The organism is Comamonas sp. F1-6 (assembly GCF_039581415.1).
In the GTDB taxonomy this organism is placed as follows: Bacteria; Pseudomonadota; Gammaproteobacteria; order Burkholderiales; family Burkholderiaceae_C; genus Comamonas; species Comamonas thiooxydans.
The window spans coordinates 80,182-99,899 of the sequence record NZ_JBCPWN010000020.1 but is presented as its reverse complement, the minus strand read 5'-3'; the positions used below and the strand labels follow the sequence as shown (position 1 = coordinate 99,899).

Annotated in this window: 18 protein-coding genes; 10 read left to right on the top strand and 8 right to left on the bottom strand. The window is 57.2% G+C overall.

The genetic code is table 11. From position 1 onward, the window contains the following. Positions 1-47: 47 nt before the first annotated feature. From AAIL66_RS18780 to AAIL66_RS18760, 5 genes are read right to left on the bottom strand one after another with little or no spacing between them, the layout of a single operon-like run. On the bottom strand, positions 48-1,340 hold the full coding sequence (locus tag AAIL66_RS18780) for an MFS transporter (protein ID WP_343497434.1): 1,293 nt from the start codon (positions 1,338-1,340) through the stop codon (positions 48-50). A 13-nt stretch (positions 1,341-1,353) separates the two neighbouring features. Continuing rightward, a complete protein-coding gene (locus tag AAIL66_RS18775) occupies positions 1,354-1,923 on the bottom strand; it encodes a chalcone isomerase family protein (RefSeq protein WP_343497433.1) in 570 nt (189 codons plus the stop codon). Continuing rightward, positions 1,916-3,187, bottom strand: coding sequence for a cyclopropane-fatty-acyl-phospholipid synthase family protein (locus AAIL66_RS18770; RefSeq protein ID WP_343497432.1), 1,272 nt, complete (start codon positions 3,185-3,187; stop codon positions 1,916-1,918). Before AAIL66_RS18770 ends, AAIL66_RS18775 begins: the two co-directional genes overlap by 8 nt. Continuing rightward, on the bottom strand, positions 3,184-3,936 hold the full coding sequence (locus AAIL66_RS18765; RefSeq protein ID WP_343497431.1) for a DUF1365 domain-containing protein: 753 nt from the start codon (positions 3,934-3,936) through the stop codon (positions 3,184-3,186). The genes AAIL66_RS18770 and AAIL66_RS18765 overlap by 4 nt, the downstream gene beginning before the upstream one ends. Further along, positions 3,933-5,282, bottom strand: coding sequence for an FAD-dependent oxidoreductase (locus tag AAIL66_RS18760; RefSeq protein ID WP_045840212.1), 1,350 nt, complete (start codon positions 5,280-5,282; stop codon positions 3,933-3,935). Before AAIL66_RS18760 ends, AAIL66_RS18765 begins: the two co-directional genes overlap by 4 nt. 145 nt (positions 5,283-5,427) lie before the next feature. Here AAIL66_RS18760 and AAIL66_RS18755 point away from each other — a divergent pair, with 145 nt between their 5' ends. Beyond that, positions 5,428-6,063, top strand: coding sequence for a TetR/AcrR family transcriptional regulator (locus tag AAIL66_RS18755; RefSeq protein ID WP_034408419.1), 636 nt, complete (start codon positions 5,428-5,430; stop codon positions 6,061-6,063). Positions 6,064-6,166: 103 nt separating this feature from the next. On the opposite strand, the gene AAIL66_RS18750 is transcribed toward AAIL66_RS18755, so the two are convergent. Then, entirely contained in the window at positions 6,167-6,664 is a 498-nt protein-coding gene (locus AAIL66_RS18750; RefSeq protein WP_343485371.1) for a nuclear transport factor 2 family protein, read from the bottom strand. 925 nt (positions 6,665-7,589) lie between these two features. Here AAIL66_RS18750 and AAIL66_RS18745 point away from each other — a divergent pair. From AAIL66_RS18745 to AAIL66_RS18710, 8 genes are all read left to right on the top strand, one after another. Further along, complete coding sequence (locus tag AAIL66_RS18745; protein ID WP_238585768.1) at positions 7,590-8,477, top strand: LysR family transcriptional regulator; 888 nt, start codon at positions 7,590-7,592, stop codon at positions 8,475-8,477. A 119-nt stretch (positions 8,478-8,596) separates the two neighbouring features. Further along, entirely contained in the window at positions 8,597-9,589 is a 993-nt protein-coding gene (locus AAIL66_RS18740; RefSeq protein ID WP_343497430.1) for a tripartite tricarboxylate transporter substrate binding protein, read from the top strand. 86 nt (positions 9,590-9,675) lie between these two features. Next, positions 9,676-10,362, top strand: coding sequence for an RraA family protein (locus tag AAIL66_RS18735; protein WP_343497429.1), 687 nt, complete (start codon positions 9,676-9,678; stop codon positions 10,360-10,362). Beyond that, entirely contained in the window at positions 10,359-11,285 is a 927-nt protein-coding gene (locus AAIL66_RS18730) for a hydroxyacid dehydrogenase (RefSeq protein WP_343497428.1), read from the top strand. The genes AAIL66_RS18735 and AAIL66_RS18730 overlap by 4 nt, the downstream gene beginning before the upstream one ends. A gap of 9 nt (positions 11,286-11,294) precedes the next feature. Beyond that, positions 11,295-12,356, top strand: coding sequence for a cyclase family protein (locus tag AAIL66_RS18725; protein ID WP_343497427.1), 1,062 nt, complete (start codon positions 11,295-11,297; stop codon positions 12,354-12,356). A gap of 107 nt (positions 12,357-12,463) precedes the next feature. Then, entirely contained in the window at positions 12,464-13,417 is a 954-nt protein-coding gene (locus AAIL66_RS18720) for a tripartite tricarboxylate transporter substrate binding protein (protein ID WP_343497437.1), read from the top strand. A gap of 715 nt (positions 13,418-14,132) precedes the next feature. Beyond that, entirely contained in the window at positions 14,133-16,079 is a 1,947-nt protein-coding gene (locus AAIL66_RS18715) for a methyl-accepting chemotaxis protein (protein ID WP_082085693.1), read from the top strand. Positions 16,080-16,654: 575 nt separating this feature from the next. Continuing rightward, on the top strand, positions 16,655-17,278 hold the full coding sequence (locus AAIL66_RS18710; protein ID WP_034408410.1) for a glutathione S-transferase: 624 nt from the start codon (positions 16,655-16,657) through the stop codon (positions 17,276-17,278). A 98-nt stretch (positions 17,279-17,376) separates the two neighbouring features. Here AAIL66_RS18710 and AAIL66_RS18705 read toward each other — a convergent pair whose 3' ends face one another. Then, positions 17,377-17,946, bottom strand: a complete 570-nt coding sequence (locus tag AAIL66_RS18705; protein WP_034405823.1) for a TetR/AcrR family transcriptional regulator — start codon at positions 17,944-17,946, stop codon at positions 17,377-17,379. 85 nt (positions 17,947-18,031) lie between these two features. Between AAIL66_RS18705 and AAIL66_RS18700 the strand changes: the two genes are divergently transcribed. Then, positions 18,032-18,499 carry a nuclear transport factor 2 family protein gene (locus tag AAIL66_RS18700; RefSeq protein WP_343497426.1) on the top strand — a complete coding sequence of 156 codons (468 nt, stop codon included), beginning with the start codon at positions 18,032-18,034 and terminating at the stop codon, positions 18,497-18,499. A 330-nt stretch (positions 18,500-18,829) separates the two neighbouring features. Here AAIL66_RS18700 and AAIL66_RS18695 read toward each other — a convergent pair whose 3' ends face one another. Next, the gene (locus AAIL66_RS18695; RefSeq protein WP_343497425.1) at positions 18,830-19,654 is read right to left on the bottom strand and encodes a SprT-like domain-containing protein; all 825 of its coding nucleotides are present in this window, start codon (positions 19,652-19,654) and stop codon (positions 18,830-18,832) included. Between the last annotated feature and the right edge of the window lie 64 nt (positions 19,655-19,718).

Below are 19,718 nucleotides of genomic sequence, written 5' to 3'. Positions count from 1 at the left end.
TGCGGCGCGGCGCCAAGGCAGGAATGAGAAAGTACTTGCCATGGATTTCATTTCAGTCTCCAAGATTGGTGCAGGCGCTCGCCACGCCACAGGCAAGCTGAGGCCATCAGTTTGAACAGGCAGGGAAGGCCTCCATATGCCCATGCCAGTGCCTGCAAGCCGGCAGGGTCGGTCGTGCCGCTGCGGTATCCCATTGCGGCAAGAAGCGGCAGGCACAGTCCAGCTGCCAATGCCAGATTGAGCTTGGCAGCACAGGCCCACCAACCTAGATAGCGTCCCTCTGCAGAGCCTCCTTGGCCAGACTCGTGGATGACGCCGGTCAGTAAAGCCCCAGGCAGCGCCAGATCTGCCCCGAGGGCCAATCCGCTTGTCAGACAGATGATGGTGAAGATCCAGCTGTCGCCGGCCCCGAGCCAGGGGGTGATGGAAAATGCGACCACGCTCGCCAGCATGCCGGCGCGCCAACTGGGCGCCAGCCCCCAGCGCGAGACAGCCTTCACCCACAGTGGCAATCCCGCAGCGGCGGCACCGAAATAGCACAATAGAAGTAGTGGCTGCAGATCCGGCGCATGCAAGCGATCCATCACGAAGAACGGCAGCAGTGTGGCGGGTATTGCTGCTGCCACGCCGTTGAGCATGAATACAGATAGCAGTCTGCGAAAACTTGCGTCCGCCCATGGTGAGGGCATAGCAGGCTTGGTGTGCAGTTGCACGGTGGACGCCGGTATCGCACTGGACCGTCGCAGGCTATGCAGCCCTAGCAAGCCCAGGACAAGCGCCATCATGAGCACCATGCTGGTTGCATCAAAACCCAGCCAGGTGGGCAGCACGCTGGCGAGGAGTACGCCAGCGAGAGTGGAACCTTCGCGCCAAGCGGTCACGCGCGCGCGCCAATCAGGCTCACCTCCCCAGCGCGTGCCCCAGGCCTGGTGCAAGATGCTCACGGCGCTATAGGCCAGAGTGCAGAGCAGCAGGCTGGCAGCCAGCCAGCCCAGCAGACTGGCTTGGCTGGCGTTTGGAGGATGCCACAGCGCAGCGAAGCCCAATGCCATGAGCACGCTGCAGAGCACCGCGGCCAGCCATGCGGCACGCAGCCCGCTTTGCAGCAGGCGATCGGCCATGCGTCCCAGGGCTGGGTCGAGCACCGCGTCCAGAGCGCGGGTTGCAAGCAGTACCGCCCCCAGGCCAGCCAAGGGCACCCCGGCGACCGCTGCATAGTGATGAGGCAGGTTGACATACAGCGGCAGCGACACGAATGCCAGCGGCACGCCGAGACCTCCATAAGCGAGCCCCACACGCCAGGGCAGCGGCTTGGATGGAGCTGAGCTGGGGGAGGGCATGGTCTTTGTCTCCTCAGCGCTTGCCCAGCAGTGCAGCGCGTAGGCCAGGCGCCGAAGTCTGATCAGACAGCCAGATGCCAAAAAACAGGCGCGCGTACTCTGCATCCTGCAGGCGTGCTGTTTCGCGTCCATTGTGGAAAAAGCTCACATCGCCGGCTCCGTCAGTCACTCCCAGCAGTCGATCCTGCGCAGCGACATCAGGAAAGGCCTTCTTCATCATCATCAGCCATTGGCGTGCCTGTGTTTCGGAGAAGCTGCCCACGCGCCGCATCTCGGCCACCGATCGCTCGGCGATGGCCTCACCCTCCAGCTTGCGGTCATAGACCAGCTCCAACGCGAACGGCTGGCGTGCATATTCCGCCGGCTCGAAGTCCGCCTGCGCCCAGAGACGGGCCTCGTAGACCCGCAGACCAAAAAAGCGCAGCACGCCGCTTCCAATCAGGCGCGCCGAGGGCAGGGTGGAGCGCAGCTCCGCAGGGGCGGCAGGCGTAGCTGCCAAGAGGTTGTGGGTTATTAGAGTCATAGTGGGAGCAAGAAGGCTGGCGCTCCAGACCAGGGCTTGGCGCCGTCGAATGTCATGCATGGTCAGGCCTGCGCAAAGTGAACTGGACCACATCGGTGTTGCCCGTATCAAAGGCCGCTTCGCAATAGGCCAGGTAAAACCTCCATATGCGCACAAAGCGCTCATCGAAGCCCAGGCTTCGCACCACATCAAGGCGCTGCTCAAAGGCGTGACGCCAGCGTCTGAGCGTTTCGGCATAGTCCTTGCCAAAGCGCATCTTCTTTTCCACCGTCAGGCCGGCGCGTTGGGCCTCTTGCTCGAAGGCCGTAACGCTCGGTAACAGACCGCCTGGGAAAATGAACTGCTGGATGAAGTCGGTGGAGTGCAGATAGCGCGCAAACAGGTCTTCGCGCAGGGTGATGGATTGCAGGCAAGCGTAGCCGCCGGGCTTGAGGCAGTCGCGTAACGCCTGGAAATAAGTACGCCAGTATTCATGCCCGACAGCCTCGAACATCTCGATGGACACAATGGCATCAAAGGGCTGTGCTGCATGTTCAGCCGCCAGATCCCGGTAATCCTGGTAACGCAGGTCGACCTGTGCCTGCAAGCCTGCTTGTGTGATGCGCTGCATGCCCCACTGCAGCTGCTCGCGCGACAAGGTGACGCCGGTCACCTGCGCGCCAAATTGCGTGGCGGCCGTCTCTGCCAGCGCCCCCCAGCCACAGCCGATTTCCAGCAGGCGCTGACCAGGCTGGAGTCCTGTCTCACTCAAGGCACGTCTTATTTTGGAGCGCTGTGCCTGCTCCAGGTCGGTCGCTTGCAAGGGCGTACCGCTGAGCCCTTCGAACCAGGCAGAGCTGTAGCTCATGGTGGGATCCAGCCACAGCCGATAAAAATCGTTACCCAGGTCATAGTGGGCATGAATGTTTTTGGCGCTGCCCGCCCGCGTATTGCGGCGAAGCAGGTGGCGCAGCCTGAAGCCCAGGCGACCCCACCAGTGGCCGTACACCAGTTGCTCCAGGTGATCGCGATTGCTGATGCAAAGACGCAACAGGGCACTGAGGTCAGAGCTGTCCCATTGGCCCTCGATATAGCCCTCGGCCAGCCCGATATCGCCCGAGCTCAGGATGCGGTCCAAAGCTTCCCAGTGCTGGATTGCACAGCGTGCATCTGCTTCAGCTGTGATCTGCTTCGGGAAATGGCGCACTCGTCCATCAGGCAATTGCAAATCCAGTTGGCCGTGCGGCAAATGCTCCAACAGCTTCATGACGCGACTGGCGCTGCGTGGCAGGGAGCGCGTTGAACCGGCGGACTTGCTCAGTAGGGGGACAGTGGTCGTGTTCATCGTGTTACAAAGCGCTTGGGCGCAGGTGGTTTGCGATGGAAAGGAAGCCGCTTCGCCCAAAGGCGGAGTGCCTGCCAGTGGATGCGGAAGATGACTCCGAGTGTCATCAGCGGCGTGCCGAAGAAAGCCTGGCGCACTGTGGAGGTGTTCAAGGGATGCAGTGTCCCTTCGACGCCCGTGCGCAGCAGCGGCCCTGTCTCGTCGTAGAGATCCACGAGCGCCAGATTGGTGCTTTCACTGCGTTTGAAGCGGAAGCGATACTCTCCCTGGGTCTCGCAAAATGGTGAGACATGAAAGCACTTGTGCGCCACATGCTCGCAATCCCAGGCGAGCTTAGGTCCTGCGAGAAGATAGGCATGACGCTCACCAAAGGTGTTGTTGACCTCGGCCAGGATTGCAGCCAGCGTGCCATCTGCTCGGTGTGCGTACCAGAAACTCACCGGCTTGAAGGCATAGCCCAGCACGCGGGGAAAGGTATGCAGCCAGATTTCTCCATCTGCATCCCGGATACCTTCTTCCTGCAACAGCTTTTCGAACCAGGCCAAAGAGTCGCAGCTGCCGTCGCCATGATCGCTGTCATGAAAGCTGAGCCAGCCGCGCCGATTGCGCCGCAGCACTGCAACCGGATGCTCACGCAGGCTTCGCATGGGAAGCAGTAGAAAATATCCGGGGTAACGGAATGCATGCTCGACTGGCCGAAGCCGGCGATGCCAGATATGGCCAAAGCCAATCAGAGGAGGAACGCTCATAGAGCTTCCTCCAAGATGGCCCCTGGGAGCACTGGTTGCTGTGTGTGGCTCAGAGAGTGGAGCACTCCATCGGCAGCTTCGAGACCTGAGCGTAAGCCATCTTCATGAAACCCATAGCCACACCAAGCGCCACAAAACCAGGTATTGCGCCTACCTTGTAACTCACCAACACGCTGTTGTGCAAAGATCGCAGCCTGGTCGAAAACAGGGTGGCTGTACTGAATACGCGCATGAACTTTGTTGTCGGCAACTGGTCGAGTCGGATTCAGTGAAACCAGTACGGGCTGCTGCCAAGGCAGGGGCTGTAAACGGTTGATCAGATAGTGCAGACAGACACCGGCATTCTCTGCGCTGAGGGAGGGTGCACGTTCGTAGTTCCAGGCCGCCCAGGCTGCCTGGCGTTGCGGCAGCACGGCTGTATCGGTATGCAGAACTGCTTCATTGGGCTGGTATCGAATTCCACCTAGCACTGCACGCTCCAACGGTGTCGCATCTTGACCCAGCAAACGCAACGCCTGGTCACTGTGGCAGGCCAAAACAACCGCATCAAAATGCTCCGACCCATGGGGCATCTGCAGCATGACCCCATGCATATCGCGCTTCAAACTCAGCACTGGGGTATCCAATCTGGTTTCATGGCGACCATCCTGCTTAATTCGGGCAATCACGCGACGCACGTATTGCTGAGAACCGCCGCGCACGGTGTACCACTGAGGCCGATGTGTGACCTGGATCAGACCATGGTTGTGGCAAAAGCGAATCAAGGTGGCGACGGGAAAGCGCAGCATCTGATCCGTAGGGCAGGACCAGATGCATCCAATCATGGGCAGCAGATAGTCGCTGCGAAACGCTTTACCGAAGCCATGCTGGTCCAGAAAGTCCTCTATTGACGTATTGAGCTGTGCCTCGATCTGGCGTTCTGCGATATCTGTGGTCAGGCGGTTGAAGCGCAAGATCTCGAGCAGCATGCCGATAAAGCGGGGACGCAGCAGATTTCTGCGTTGAGCGAAAACTCCTCCTAAGGAGCTTCCGCTCCACTCAAGTCCGCACCTGCCATCGACGCTGGGAACTTGAACTGAAAATGACATCTCGGAAGGTGCCGTTTCCACATTGAGTTCACTAAACAGCTGCGTGAGCATGGGGTAGGTACGATGATTGAATACTAGGAATCCTGTATCTACGCCATGGCTTACATCATCAAGGCAGAGCTCTAACGTGTTGGCATGTCCGCCGAAATGGCTGGTCGCTTCGATTAAGCAAACGCCGTGCGATGCTTGGGTGGTAGCCAGACGAAATGCGGCGGCCAGACCGGATATACCCGAACCGATAACAGCTATACGAGGCATGAAAGCTCCTTGAAGTATTGGGTGAACACTCAAGAAAACCTAAAAGATCAAATCTTGAACTGCTTAGTTCAAACTATAAACCTTAAATTTCAAATTTGCACTACCTGGTGTGCAAGATGATCTTGTGCGTCCTAAAATGTTGGCTATGAACGCTCGGTCAACAATCAAAGAACAAATTCAACGTGTACGGGAAGAGGCTGTCGTGGCTGCGGTGAACCGCCTTTTGGCGACTAAGGGCTACGACGCGATGACGGTGGATGAGGTCGCTGCTGAAGCAGGAGTCGCCAAGGCCAGTCTGTACAAGTTGTTTACTTCCAAAGAAGAGCTAGCCGGCGCAGCGATGGTCGGCGTGCTGGATCGTGCTTTGAGTTTTGTGGATGGCTTGCGCCGAGAGGCCGAGCAGGTAGCCGAATCCGGTCAGAGCACTCCTGCGCTGGATCAGCTCAAAGCAGTCGTGCGGTGGGCTATGCAAACGCAACTGGAAGGACAAATGCCCTCACTTCCGGCGCAAAATTCGAGTCTCAGCGCCTCATTGCAATCGAACGACGAGTACATGGATCGACTCATTGCGTTGAGCAATAGGCTCAGTACGTGGATTACCGAAGCCCAGACAGGTGGTCATTTGCAATTGCGACTACCCGCTGAACTAGTACTCTACACTCTGTTCGCGCGCGCCTGCGATCCGGTCGTGGCATTGCTCAAGGAGTCAGGCCAATACACGCATGACCAGATCATCGACTGGGTAACAAGCACGACTTTCGATGGTTTGGCCGTGAGATAGCGCTGCTCTCTCTTTGCTTTAGGGTTCGGAAGATTCGGACGATATTGATGGTGGGAAAGCCATCTCTTGCCATCGTGGCAAAGATCGCCTCTAACGCCAATTGCTAGGATGCAGAGCCATTCGTGTGTACTGACTTTGCAGGCGCCGAAACCCTACGGCGCAACCAGCGCATCAAGACCCCAAGCAACGGCAATTTCTCGTACAACTCTTCTGCGGTGTCCCAGTAATCACGGTGGTGTGTTACGCGGCCTTCGCAATCGAAGCAAACAGAAGAAGCGCCGCGAATGCACTGCTCAACCTCGGATCGCCAGTGACCCAGCCGAAAACGGAACTCCCATTCCAGAAATGCGCGATGGCCTTGCACCAGAGTCTGGGTAACTACAAAGTGTGGCTCCTGCAACGAGGAAAACATGTGTTCAAAAATGCTGGCGATCGCTGCCACCCCACGAACTTCGTTGAAGGGATCTTTGAAGTAGGCATCCGCCGCATAGTACGCGTCAAGCCGTTGTAGATGTTCTCCTGTCAGCCCTTCGTAGAACTCGACAAGCCTCTGAACAGCAACCCGACTGTCGTGGTTGCACGAAAATTTGTCCACATTCATTGACTACTACCTGATGGTAAGCGCGTTATTAGGACAAGGCGAGCATAGAACACAGGCTTTAGGAAGCAGGCTTAACTTGCAACTCCCAAATAATAGTAGTTGCTCTGGCATGGCTAGGAGACTTTACTTGTGCTCTACCGGGACTCATTTAGGACTGAGTTTTCCCTAGGCGGATTTGCCGCCTGGGGCGAAGCCAGCTAGATGAAGAGGAGGATTCTTCCATCTTACCGGCCTGTGGACATAGAGGTCCACATTGTTGAGTTAGTAGTTGTGAGTGTTAGAAGTCGCTGCACGAACATCGAATTTCGTGAGCTCTAAGGAGGGATCGCGGTAGCGTTAGCGTTAGTCGTTCGAACACTCAATCTAGAGTCTGTGGTCGACTCATGCGTATTCCTGTTGAATTGACCGCCTGTGCGGTTGTGGCTGACCGGTCTACTGGTCGTGACCGACTGAGTTCGGCCAGAAGCAGACAACCGCAGTGCATCTACGAACTACAGCTAGGCTGAACTGAGCCATTCACGCCCCTGTGCCTGTGAGGCGCCGGAATCACCAAAACCAGCCGCTGAGCGCCGTTTGGCTTGATCGGCGCCTCCACCCTCAGGATCAGTCACTCGATCGTTTGGTTCGCCGTGTACCCAAACGGTGGCGCTCCGAAAGACTCGAGTCGACCAACAGAACCATTCCGTTGAGCAATATGGTCTCCGAAACTCCGACGCTCAACGACCAAGAATCAACGCTGTCCTTTTTCCGAACACTACGCCCGCCTTGGTTAGGTGATATCGCCGGCAACTATCTACGCCGCTAAACTTTCATGGGCGTCGCTGCAAGTGGTTCGCCTCTTGTCGTTACCGGCATTGCGAGTCTGCGCACGACGATGCCACTGGACATAGATTGAACTAAAGGGATTCACGTGGACTTGCGGGATTTGAAGTACTTTGAAGTCATTGCTGAACTTGAGCACATGGGCAGAGCTGCCGAGCGCTTGCACAAGACTCAACCAGCTCTTACGAGTTGCGTTCGACGTCTGGAGGATGCGTGCGGGGCCACGCTGTTAGAAAAGGCCGGCCGAGGAATTCGGTTGACTACAGCGGGGCATACGCTATTGAAGTGGGCTCAACGGACTCGGTTTGACATCGAGAGCGCTCACCGCGAAATTGGAGACATTGGTCAGGGAGTATCGGGTCACGTCAAACTCGGAATTGTCCCTACTGCGGCGCAGTTTCTGTTGCCGCCCGCAGCACGGGACTTGCTTGCAGAAGCACCTGGTGTGACGATACAAACGACGGTCGCACTTGGCGACGTCCTTGCCCCGCTGCTGCGTAGCGGAGACATTGATCTTCTTGTCGGCACAGATGCCCCCAGCGAACCGGGACTCACGTCGCGTTTGTTGGCTGAAGACCAGCTTGTTGTGGCCGCGATTTCGAGTCATGAGTTGTTCTCGAGGCCTCGGGTAACACTGAGTGACCTCACAGACTACAAATGGGTATTGCAGCCGCAAGGTGCACCCATCCGCGATTGGTTGGACCAAACGTTCGACCGACACCATCTGCCACGCCCGATCGTCCAGGTAGAAAGCACGATGTTGCTGATGCTGCCCACGCTGATCGCTGAAACAGGCTTGCTGAGCTTCATCTCCCGATTGCACCTCCAGGAGGGCAGTTCTGGTGCAGGGCTGCGTGAAGTAAAGGTACGTGGTGCAACTATGCGCCGTCGGATGGTCGTCACTTACCGAGACAGCGGCTATGTTTCCCCAGCGGCTCAGCGACTGATCGCCTTGTTGGCCAAGCACGCCAGACTGCCAGTCGCCCAATAGGCAAAGTTAAATTTATAGGTTTGAAAAAAAGTTCGATTGGACGAATAGGAGAGTGAAGCGAATACTTGAGTCTTATAGAGGTGCGACTTTGACGCATCCGATCTTTAGGAGACATCAAGATGAATTCGTTCCGCAGCGTTCGCGCTTTTGGGGCCGCCGTAATCGGCGTCGGCCTGCTCGCTAGCCTCACCCCTGCCATCTCTTCCGCCGAGACGTACCCGGCACGCTCAATCAAGATCATCGTTCCATTTCCAGCCGGTGGTGGTCCCGACATGATTGCACGGGAAGTCGCGACGACCGTCACGAGTCAGCAAGGCTGGACCATCATCATCGATAACAAGCCTGGTTCAGGCGGAAACATCGGGATGGATGCGGCTGCCAAGGCGGCCCCCGACGGATATACGCTGGTGATGGGGCAGACGTCGAACATGGCCATCAACCCATCGCTCTACGCCAAGCTGCCCTACAACCCGCAAAAAGACCTTGCCCCAGTCGGATTGGTCGCAAGTGCCCCCTTGGTCATTGCAGTTGCAAGCAACTCGCCCTACAAGACACTTTCTGACTTGATTAATGCAGCCAAGGCGGATCCTGAAGGCATTAACTACGCGAGCTCAGGAAGCGGAACAGTTGCTCATTTGGCGACCGAGCAGCTCCAGCGCATTGCCAATGTCAAGTTGACACATGTTCCCTACAAGGGGGCAGCACAGGGCGCGACGGACCTGATTGGCGGACAGATTCAGATGTATATCTCGTCGGTTGTGACGCTCAGCGGCCACATCAAGAACGGAAAAATGCGAGCGCTTGCCGTGACGTCTGCCAAGCGTTCCGCCGACCTGCCTAACGTTCCTACCGTCGCGGAATCAGGCTTCAAGGGATTTGAGGCAGTGACTTGGTTCGGCCTCGCTGCGCCGGCTGGCGTGTCCAAGGACAAATTGAGCAAACTCAACGCTGCATTCAACAGGGCACTCGAGACCCCTGACGTAAGAAAACGACTCACGGAGCAAGGCGCAGATGTTCTGGGTGGAACCCCTGAGCAGTTCGCTAGCTTGGTACGCGACGAGACAGGCCGCTGGGCCAAGGTCGTCAAAGAGTCCGGCGCGAAGGCCAACTGACTCCCCCCTTTTTCCTCCGGTAATGGCTACGCATCTGCCGTTTGCGGGGGAACGCCTGCCTTCTCACTTTTCTTGGAATTTGAATAATGAATAACGTACCTGACATCATCCGCGACTTCGACCGCGTGCCTTTGAACATCGTTCAGGAGGCATCACAGTTCCAGCCTGCCATCTTGGCTGATGTAGCCGGTCGGCGAGGTGCAATGCACGGTCGCATCAAGGCCTTGCGCCCCAACATGAAGCTGGCGGGAACAGCCTTTACAGTGGAAGTGTGCCCTGGCGACAACCTCATGATTCACGCTGCCATGGCAATGGCGAAGCCCGGCGATGTGCTTGTCATAGATGGCAAGGGGGACCAAACGTCCGCTTTGATGGGCACCATCATGATGACTGCCTGCAAACAGCTCGGAATCGCAGGTGTGGTCATTGATGGCGCTGCTCGCGACAGCCTGGAGATTGAGGAGATGGACTTCCCCGTCTTCTCCGTGGGAACCAATCCGAATGGACCAACCAAGATGGTTCCAGGTCGCATTGGTTGTCCTGTGTCCGTTGGTGGCGTCATGGTTCACCCTGGCGACTTCGTTATCGGTGACGCGGATGGGGTTGTGGTTGTCGAGCGCGAAAAAATTGAAGGACTGCTTCCCGCTGCTGCAAAGAAGGTCAAAGACGAAGCGGCACGCATTGAGGCTATCAAGGGCGGAGACACGAACGCTAAGTGGTTGACATCGGCGCTGCGTGCAGCCGGCGTGCTCAAGGAAGGGGAAAGCCTGTGAGTACCATTGTCATTACGGCCGATGCAATTGCTCCCAGTGCCGTCGCACTTCTCAAGGACTACGACCTGGTCTACACCGGCAAGACACCGACGCCCGACGACATCGTCGCTCTGTGCAAACGCCACAATCCCGTCGCCATGGTCGTGCGATACGGCAAGGTGGGGGTTGCTGCAATGGACGCAGCTCCGGCCCTGCGGGTTATCTCTAAACACGGCTCGGGAACCGACAACATCGACAAATTGGCTGCAAAGGAGCGGGGAATTGAAGTTGTCGCCGCAGTTGGTGCCAATGCGAATGCCGTTGCGGAGCACGCGTTTGCTCTGCTACTAGCCTGCGCGAAGTCTATTCCTGCCGTTGATGCCCGGATGCATGCCGGACATTGGGAGAAAGCCACTCATTCGAGCGTCGAACTGTCCGGTCGCACGGTAGGCGTAGTGGGGTTGGGTGCCATCGGCCGTCGTTTCGCACGGATGGCAGAAGGCTTCGGAATGAACGTCGTCGCTTTCGACCCTTATGCTAAGGATGTACCCGACTACGTGACGCTTGTTGACTTGGAAGAATTGCTCAGCAGGTCCGACGCAATCTCGTTGCATTGCCCACTCACCCAAGACAACGAAGGAATGCTGAATGCGACGACCCTCGAACGTTGCAAGCGAGGGGTTATCGTGGTCAACACCGCACGCGGCGGTCTGATTGACGAGCAGGCGCTCCTGGATGCGGTCAGTGGTGGGCAGGTCCGTGCAGCAGGCCTCGATAGTTTTGCCGTGGAGCCCATGGCGCCAGGTCATCCGTTTCAATCCCAAAAGGGTTTCGTACTGAGCCCTCATGTGGGTTCGGTGACGTCGGATGCTTACATCAACATGGGCGAGTCGGCCGCCAGGAACGCACTTGCTGTTCTGGCGGGACAGTTTCAAGCAGCGTAAGGACACTCCATGCAACGATGGAAGCATGCCCCGGACAGAAGCAACTGGGGCGAATTCGGAGCAGATGACCAGCGCGGGCGCATGAATCTGGTTGACAGCAATAAAGTTCTCCAGGGAGTCGCCGAAGTCAGGTTCGGAAAGACCTTCTGTTTGTCGTTGCCCTTGGACGTGCCTGGTGGAATGACGATGAATCCCCGCCGCATGCCTGCGAAGACATTCTCGACCCTTCGCGACGGCAAGAGCGCTGGCGCACAGGGGTTTTGCTGGTCTTACCTGGACGAGGACGAGACGCTAACGGATGTTGTTTGTGACGAAGTGCTTGTCATGAATACCCAGTACTCGACGCAATGGGATAGCCTCGCGCACATGGGAAGCCGCTTCGACGCAGATGGCGATGGTCACCCCGAAGCTGTTTTCTACAACGGATTTCGCGCTGGCGTGGACATCTTTTCTTCTGCGGAAGACAAAAATGCTCCAACCGAATGGATGCGCTTTCCATCGCCTCGTGCGCAGGCACTGGGTATCGAGAACCTGGCAGAGCACGGTGTTCAGGGGCGCGGAGTGATGATCGACCTCGAGCATCACATTGGGCGTTGCCGTGAGGCCGTCGGCTATGACCGGCTGATGCGCATCCTTGAATCCGACCAAGTGGAAATTGAAGCGGGAGACATGGTGTGCATCCATACTGGATTCGCAGACACCTTGCTCGCAATGAATCGTCACCCCAATCTCAAGCAGCTCCACGAGACAGGTAGCGGCTTGGATGGCAACGACTCCAAGCTGCTCAATTGGATAGTTGATGTGCGCCTTGCATGCTTGCTTGCTGACAACCCCGCCGTTGAGTTGGTCGTACCCCGACTGATGCAGCCAGCGCCGATCCGTGGTCCACGACTGCCACTGCATGAGCATTGCCTCTTCAAGAACGGAATACATCTCGGAGAGTTATGGCATCTCACACCGCTCGCGACATGGCTACGTCAGCATGGCCGTTACCGTTTCCTGTTGACGGCGCCTCCCCTGCGTCTGCCTGGAGCGGTGGGCTCACCAGCCACCCCCATCGCGACTGTGTAGTTAATTGAATTGCTGCCGAGTTTTTGCTCGGCCGCTGAGACGATATTGGGGATGCCTGTTGTCGCGACCGGTCCCCTTTTTCTATGGAGACAAAAATGAAACAGTGGATGAAGCCCGTCTTGGTAACAGCCAGCATGGTGATTGGGATGAGCGCAGCGCATGCGCAATGGCCCGACAAGCCTATCAAGTTGGTGGTCCCGTATCCGGCAGGGGGCGCAGCAGACAACACAGCTCGCATCATGGCTCAGCATCTTGGGGAGAGACTGAAGCAGCAAATCATTGTCGACAATCGTCCTGGCGCAAGTGGCACGATTGGAGCTGCCTATGTTGCAAAAGCGCCTGCTGACGGTTACACCCTTCTTTTGGATGCCACTTCATACGCGGTCAATCCGAGCCTGTTTCCAAAGCTTAGCTACGACCCTGCCAAAGATCTCGCGCCAGTCTCGCTCATCATGCAGGTCCCTCTCCTCATGCTAGTGCCAGCCAACTCTCCATATACCAGCGTCGCTAGCTTTGTGAAGGCGGCGAAGGAGAAGCCGGGAAAAATGACATTCGCATCTGCTGGAACCGGTGGCGCGCAGCATCTGGCAGCAGAACTGTTCGCTCAAAATGAGAAGATTTCGATGACACACATCCCTTACAAGGGTGGTGCACCGGCACTGACGGACCTGATAGGCGGTCAAGTCGACCTTATGTTCAGCGCTACCACTGCGAGCGGTACCTTCGTGAAGAGCGGCAAGCTCAAACCTTTGGCCATTACTTCGTCAAAACGACTTGACGGCTTTCCACAGGTTCCGACCGTTGCCGAGAGTGGCGTCAAGGGATTCGAGGTGAACGAATGGAACGGCCTCTTCGCACCCGCTGACACGCCTAAGCCCATCTTGGCCCGCCTTGAGGAAGAAACCCGCATCGTTGTTGCCAGCCCTGCGGTAGCAAGCCGCTTTGCAGAACTGGGTGTCCAAGGTGTTGGGTCCAGTTCGAAGGACTTTGCTGCCTTCGTAAAGTCTGAGACTGCGAAGTGGTCTAGTGTTATCAAGGCCGGAAGCATCAAGGTTGACTAACCAAGCGTCGAACGTGCAGCAGCGAAATTCGCCTTAACGAACTTCAGGTGGGAGTTCCACAGTGAGTTGACAAGGCTAGTTCATAAGCTGTAGTGGCGTACTTCGTTCTGCACGTAGGGCCGATGTCGGCACCCGGTTTGAATCCTGTCGTTGGGCCGCCACCAGTCCTGGAGCTCGAACGACCGCTATGTAGCAGTGACGAATAGGTCACGAGGCAGCCAGGGGCAACAGCAATCGCTGCGCGGCAGGCATCTGCTGACGAAATCCGAACGACAGCAATGGGTCGATAGCACCACTTCAGTACGCGCATAAGCAGTCACTTGGTGCTCATCAGACTCCGGCAACAGCATCAAGGTGCAGAGCAGAATTTCTCTACAGCTTTGGCGCAATGGCTGCATTGAGCAACAGCAGCCATGCGTGAACGACGGCAACTTGCCTGACGCCAGCACCGGTCTTTGAAGGTCGCCTGTCCTGAACAGCTGCCTCACAAGAGTCTTCTTGTGGGCAGCAGCCAGTTCGACTTGCTACCACTCAATCCTGGCGGTCCGCCTCTTGTCGTCAGTGCATGTCTATGAGTGACGTGACTGATAACGCAGCAGCCAAGAGATCAATTGAAAGGTCTTAGGGAAATTTCCTCCCTCGCGAAGAAATTCTCATTACCTGAATCAAGGTACATTGACTTCCCACAAATTATTACGCTTTGTGGAATGTTTTCATGTTAAATAGCCTGCGTGCACGCCTGATCGGTATCTGTGTAGCCATCACCACACTCTCACTGCTTGCCTTGGCGCTCTCCACCTTTTTCTCGGTGCGTAGCAGTACCGAGCGCTCGCTCGACGAGCGCATAAGCCAGCTCACGAAGCTGCATGCCAATGATCTGGCCGAGTGGGTGCGAGACAAGCAGCGCATCACCAGCTCGCTGCAGCAGGCAGTAGGTAAGCAGGAGCCCGTGCCCTTTTTATTGGCGGCCAAGCAGGCCGGCAATTTCGACGATACCTATTTCGTCTACGCCAGCGGTGCCCATGTGTTCTCCCACCCCATGCCAGAGAACTATGTCGGTACGGAGCGCCCCTGGTACAAGCAGGCCGTGCAGGCAGGCAAGCCCAGTGTGACACCTCCCTACATTGATGCCAGCACCGGCAAGCTGACGATCAGCTTCGTCGAGCCCGTAGGGCCGGCCGGCCAGTACGCCGCCGTGGTTGGCACGGACATGCATCTGGATACTGTGACGCGCAAGGTGAACTCCATCCACGCCACGGGCAAGAGCTTTGCCTTCCTGCTGGACGGGCAGTCCAACATCCTGGCCTATGCCAAGGCGGAACTGGTCATGAAGCCCTCCACCGGCATCGCGCCGCAGCTTGATGGCGGGCTGCTGCAGAAACTGGCCCAGGACGGTGGCAGTGCCGAAGTGGACGTGAATGGCGCAACGCAGCTGGTCTATGCGTCCCGGGTGGAGGGCACGCCCTGGTTGCTGGGCGTGGCCGTGGACAAGACCGAGGCTACTGCCGCCGCACGCCAGTTGCTGCAGATGGAGATGCTGATCGCGGCGCTTTGTGTGGTGGTGGCCGTGGCGCTGCTGTCGGCCAGCGTGAACCGTCTACTGCGCCGTCTCTTAGTCGTGCGCGATGCATTGGAGGATATTGCCTCGGGTGAAGGCGATCTAACGCGGCGCCTGGATACCGCGGGCAAGGACGAACTGACCCAGATCGCCACGGCATTCAATCATTTCACTGACAAGATCGCTGCCGTGTTGCTGCGCATCCGCCAATCCTCGGAGTCAGTACGGATTGCCACCAGCGAGATCGCCAGCGGCAACCAAGATCTGTCCTCGCGCACCGAGCAGCAGGCCAGCTCGCTCGAAGAGACCGCTGCGGCTATGGAGCAGCTCACTGCCACTGTTCAGCAGAACGCGGCCAGCGCGCGCCAAGCCAGCGAGCTGGCGAGCAATGCCTCCGAAGTGGCCACACAAGGCGGCGCCGTGGTGGACCAGGTGGTGCAGACTATGGGCGGCATCGAGGCCTCGGCGCGCCGTATCGTGGACATCATCCAGGTCATCGACTCCATCGCCTTCCAGACCAACATCCTGGCGCTGAATGCGGCTGTGGAGGCCGCGCGCGCCGGCGAGCAGGGCCGCGGCTTTGCCGTGGTGGCGTCCGAGGTGCGCCAATTGGCGCAGCGTTCGGCCGAGGCCGCTAAGGAAATCAAGACGTTGATCGATGATTCCGTGAGCCAAGTCAGCACGGGCAGTCGCCTGGTGAATGCGGCGGGCACTACCATGCGGGAGGTGGTGGACAGTGTCAACCGCGTCACGGCCATCGTGGCCGAGATCAGCAATGCCAGCCAGGAGCAAAGCCGGGGCATTGCCGAGGTCGGCAGCGCCGTTACCCAGATGGACCAGAGCACGCAGCAGAACGCCGCGCTGGTGGAACAGGCCACAGCAGCGGCGCAGTCGTTGCAGCAGCAGGCGCACCAGTTGGCCGAAGTGGTGGCAGCCTTCAAGCTACAGGCCCACGATGCGAGCGAAGGCAGTGGTCTGTTGGCCGGTTCCGCGGTTGGCTCGCATCGCTTGATGTCCCCCGGAACCTCCCTACAGGCACAGACTAAAAACACGGTCGCTTCCCAAGGCCTCGAGAAGGATGAGGAGATCCTCTCTCAAATTTGATTGCTGATACGGCCGTCATCCGGCCCACTCGTGCATTTCATGGACATCAGGGAGCGTCCTGGAGAACGCTTGATCGGCTAGCGCCGTGAGTCGTCGGTACGGCACAATCAGCAGCCTCGACCTCAAAGCTATCCCTGCCAAGATTAGCAACAAGGAAGCGATGCTCCCCAGGGGGGCATCGTTTTTTATGGCCTAGCCTATGACAGGCGTGACCTCGTCACGCTCATGACCTTGACTGCTGATGGCTCGATGCAGCCATAAGCCGCAGCAATCACTCCATACCAGGCATCGGTCGTCGAAGCTTAGATGACGGCAAATGGCCGTGAACAGTCCTTGGACGAAGGCTCCTACCGGCCAGAAGCAGACAGCTGCAGTGCGCCTCCGATCAACAGCTTCGGGTAGAGCAGCGACTGCAAGAATCTGCCAGAAGCCATCGCCCAGATTTAACCCAAAGCCTAAGTGCTGCTTAAATGCGGCGAGACGTGGATGATTTTCTAACTGGCCGGCTCGCTTTGTACGATCAATGCCCGCATAGATTCACCTGAAAGCGTCACTCGGCAGAAGAAAGGCATGAAATGTTGCGCGTGTTGGGCAAGGCATCGTCAATCAATGTACGCAAGGTACTCTGGGCCTGCGCCGAAATGGACATACCTTTTGAGCGAGAGGATTGGGGGTCAGGCTTCAAGTCGACCCATACGGTTGAATTCATGGCGCTCAATCCCAATGCCATGGTGCCGGTCATCCAGGATGGCGATTTTGTTTTATGGGAGTCGAACACCATCATTCGCTATCTGGCCAACCGCTATAGCGGCGCTGAGATTTACCCGCTCGATGCGCTGGCGAGGGCGCGAGTTGACCAATGGATGGACTGGCAGGCAACGGATCTCAACAAGTCCTGGAGCTATGCCTTCATGTCATTGGTTAGGCACTCTCCCGAGCACCAGGACAGCCATGCGCTGGCAACCGGCTGCCGGGAATGGTCGAAGCATATGGGGATCCTGGATCGGCAACTGGATTCGACCGGTGCCTACGTTTGCGGCGAGGCGTTCTCTCTTGCGGACATACCTGTTGGACTGTCAGTAAACCGGTGGTTTGAAACACCGCTGGCGCACCCGGACTATCCGGCGGTACGGGACTATTACGAGCGCTTAAGCCGTAGGCCGAGTTATCGTCTGTATGGCAGAAATGGAATGCCCTGAGAGGCTGGCTAACGGCCAGAAGTGGTCACTCAGTGCACAGTTGGCGCTTCGTCCTGCAAGACTAATGACGACCTTAGCTGCAGAGGTCACACGCGGTCTTACCTAGCGACGATTCTTTCAACGACGACTTTGAGGTTTTCAAGCACTTCCTCAAGTGGCTGGCCCATCTGTACGTGCACGATAGCGCCATCCACGGGCAGCGAAAGCGACTGGCCTGCAGAGACAGTGTGGTCGCCGAACAGCTCATCCAAAACGCATGCCATCTCTTTTTTGTGCTGACGCACAACTTCAAGAATCCCGGGATCGGTAGATCCCAGCTCTGCAGCAGCATTCAGGAAAGCGCAGCCTCGAAAGTGGGTCTGACTAAACCATCCACTGAGAGTACAAAGTAGCGCCTCAGTCGCGCTCGCTCCATCAAGGGACTCGTGCGCCAAGCTGCTCTTGAACCAAGAAATCCACCCTTGGTGTCGGTAATCGAGGTAAGCCCGAATCAACTCGTCTTTGCTCGCATATTGCCTGTAGAACGTGACCTTACTGACCGACGACCGATCAATGATCCGATCAACCCCTGTAGCTCTGATTCCTTCGTTGTAAAAAAGATCATGGGCAGCTAGCAAGATTCGCTCACGTGGAGGCAGTGCTGCAAAAGATTGTTTGTCAGAGTTCATGCAGACATTGTAGACAGATCGTTCTACATCGAATAGTATCAACTATGTAGACAGATCGTTCTACATGCCTACATAGAGGTCAATCATGGAAACACGCCCACCCCTGCCTCCATTCACACACGAAACTGCCGTACAGAAAGTTCGCTTGGCGGAAGACGGCTGGAACACACGCGACGCAGCCAAAGTTGCCTTGGCCTACACGCCGGATACGAAGTGGCGCAACCGCGCTGAGTTCGCCACTAGCCGAGCCGAAGCGCAGGCTTTTCTTGAGAGAAAGTGGAAGAAGGAACTTGACTACCGACTCATCAAGGAACTCTGGCTACATGAGGGGAATCGAATAGCAGTTCGCTACGCCTATGAGTGGCATGACGATGCGGGCAACTGGTTCCGGTCGTACGGAAACGAAAACTGGGAGTTTGAGGCCGATGGCCTGATGCGCCGTCGCTACGCTTCTATTAACGACATGCCCATCAAGGAATTGGATCGTAAATTCCACTGGCCACTTGGGCGTCGTCCCGACGAGCACCCAGGACTCTCCGAACTGGGGCTATAACTAGCACAGACGACCTAAAGTTGCTTTGTCCGCTTTGGGTCGAGAGCACCAGTTCGACCCAGGTAAAGACGTTCACTCGAAGCTCATGTCAGTCCAGTGACTGCTTCGAGGTTTGGAGAGGACCTTTGTGGAGGTCTCGCTCCAATGACTGCTGTGGACATTAGCAGTCATCGGCATCTTTGAATTGGGCGACTGCAGACAGCCTAGACTTGCTGTTCGCGGCCACGCTCCGGACGACAGCTTCTGGCCGAACTCAGTCGGTCACGCCCAGCGGGTTCGTCGGCTGAAATCGGTACTGGCAGTCAATTCAACCGGAATACGCACTTTGCTCTAAATAGCGGTGAAGTTGTTTCTGCACTCGCCGCAGATCAGCTTTAGCCCAGGCTTTCCCCACACAGAGACCGGAATCTTGCATCCGCTACAGCTGTATTTCACCCGATTGGACTTGTTGGCTGGCGTAGTAAGCACCCCGCCTTCCCCTGCAGTGGCGGCGACAGCTGAGCCCGTGGGCTTAACTGCCTCGGCCAGGGCAGGGATGCTGGCCATTGGAGGCTTGGTCCCCTTGATGCCTTGAATGTGGTTGGCCATGCTGGCTTGGCCAGCGATTACGTGATCTGCAGAGGGGAAGCGGTCGTACCAGCTGAGCGTGAAATTTGCGGTCAGCAGCTCCTGGCATGCAGCCAAAAAGCGGCCACCCTCGACGGCATAGTCCGCCATGCAATCACCCGTTCGCGCGCCACCAGGTTGCCCAGTAGAGGAGGGCATGAGCCCGATGCTCTCCATCTTTCGCGCCCATTCCTCGTTGTGATACCGGCCTCGGCCTGGCTTGCCAAAATGGTGCTGCCACAAGTGCGTCATTTCATGGACTTGGGTCTGGAGTGTTTCGATGATCGGTACGACCGCAAAGTAGGTTGGATTCATCGCAATCTCGTCGGTCGTTGAGCCGTCCACCGAGGCAAAGCGGGCGGCTGAGAAGTAGCCAAAAGTTCGCTTTTCCCGCTGCAGCGTAATCAAGCAGCTTGGAAGTTGCCCCTCAAACAGCCGTTCATTGAAATGGTCGTAGGCCATCTGCAGCTCGTTGTAGGTTTCCTGCGTAGGTGCCAAGCGGGGTGAGGGCGTGGGCACAAGGTCAAGCTGGTTTGGCTGCTGGGTCATATTTGTATTGTGCAATACAAATCATCATTCACAAACATCCCGCCTGATGCGACAATGCATCAAA

Excerpts from the sequence above, each read along its gene's own strand:
- AAIL66_RS18775 (WP_343497433.1), bottom strand. The coding sequence starts at position 1,923 with ATGCATGACATTCGACGGCGCCAAGCCCTGGTCTGGAGCGCCAGCCTT.
- AAIL66_RS18770 (WP_343497432.1), bottom strand. The coding sequence starts at position 3,187 with ATGAACACGACCACTGTCCCCCTACTGAGCAAGTCCGCCGGTTCAACG.
- AAIL66_RS18740 (WP_343497430.1), top strand. The coding sequence starts at position 8,597 with ATGAATTCGTTCCGCAGCGTTCGCGCTTTTGGGGCCGCCGTAATCGGC.
- AAIL66_RS18735 (WP_343497429.1), top strand. The coding sequence starts at position 9,676 with ATGAATAACGTACCTGACATCATCCGCGACTTCGACCGCGTGCCTTTG.
- AAIL66_RS18710 (WP_034408410.1), top strand. The coding sequence starts at position 16,655 with ATGTTGCGCGTGTTGGGCAAGGCATCGTCAATCAATGTACGCAAGGTA.
- AAIL66_RS18780 (WP_343497434.1), bottom strand. The coding sequence starts at position 1,340 with ATGCCCTCCCCCAGCTCAGCTCCATCCAAGCCGCTGCCCTGGCGTGTG.
- AAIL66_RS18750 (WP_343485371.1), bottom strand. The coding sequence starts at position 6,664 with ATGAATGTGGACAAATTTTCGTGCAACCACGACAGTCGGGTTGCTGTT.
- AAIL66_RS18715 (WP_082085693.1), top strand. The coding sequence starts at position 14,133 with ATGTTAAATAGCCTGCGTGCACGCCTGATCGGTATCTGTGTAGCCATC.
- AAIL66_RS18705 (WP_034405823.1), bottom strand. The coding sequence starts at position 17,946 with ATGAACTCTGACAAACAATCTTTTGCAGCACTGCCTCCACGTGAGCGA.
- AAIL66_RS18755 (WP_034408419.1), top strand. The coding sequence starts at position 5,428 with ATGAACGCTCGGTCAACAATCAAAGAACAAATTCAACGTGTACGGGAA.
- AAIL66_RS18725 (WP_343497427.1), top strand. The coding sequence starts at position 11,295 with ATGCAACGATGGAAGCATGCCCCGGACAGAAGCAACTGGGGCGAATTC.
- AAIL66_RS18695 (WP_343497425.1), bottom strand. The coding sequence starts at position 19,654 with ATGACCCAGCAGCCAAACCAGCTTGACCTTGTGCCCACGCCCTCACCC.
- AAIL66_RS18760 (WP_045840212.1), bottom strand. The coding sequence starts at position 5,282 with ATGCCTCGTATAGCTGTTATCGGTTCGGGTATATCCGGTCTGGCCGCC.
- AAIL66_RS18765 (WP_343497431.1), bottom strand. The coding sequence starts at position 3,936 with ATGAGCGTTCCTCCTCTGATTGGCTTTGGCCATATCTGGCATCGCCGG.
- AAIL66_RS18720 (WP_343497437.1), top strand. The coding sequence starts at position 12,464 with ATGAAGCCCGTCTTGGTAACAGCCAGCATGGTGATTGGGATGAGCGCA.
- AAIL66_RS18700 (WP_343497426.1), top strand. The coding sequence starts at position 18,032 with ATGGAAACACGCCCACCCCTGCCTCCATTCACACACGAAACTGCCGTA.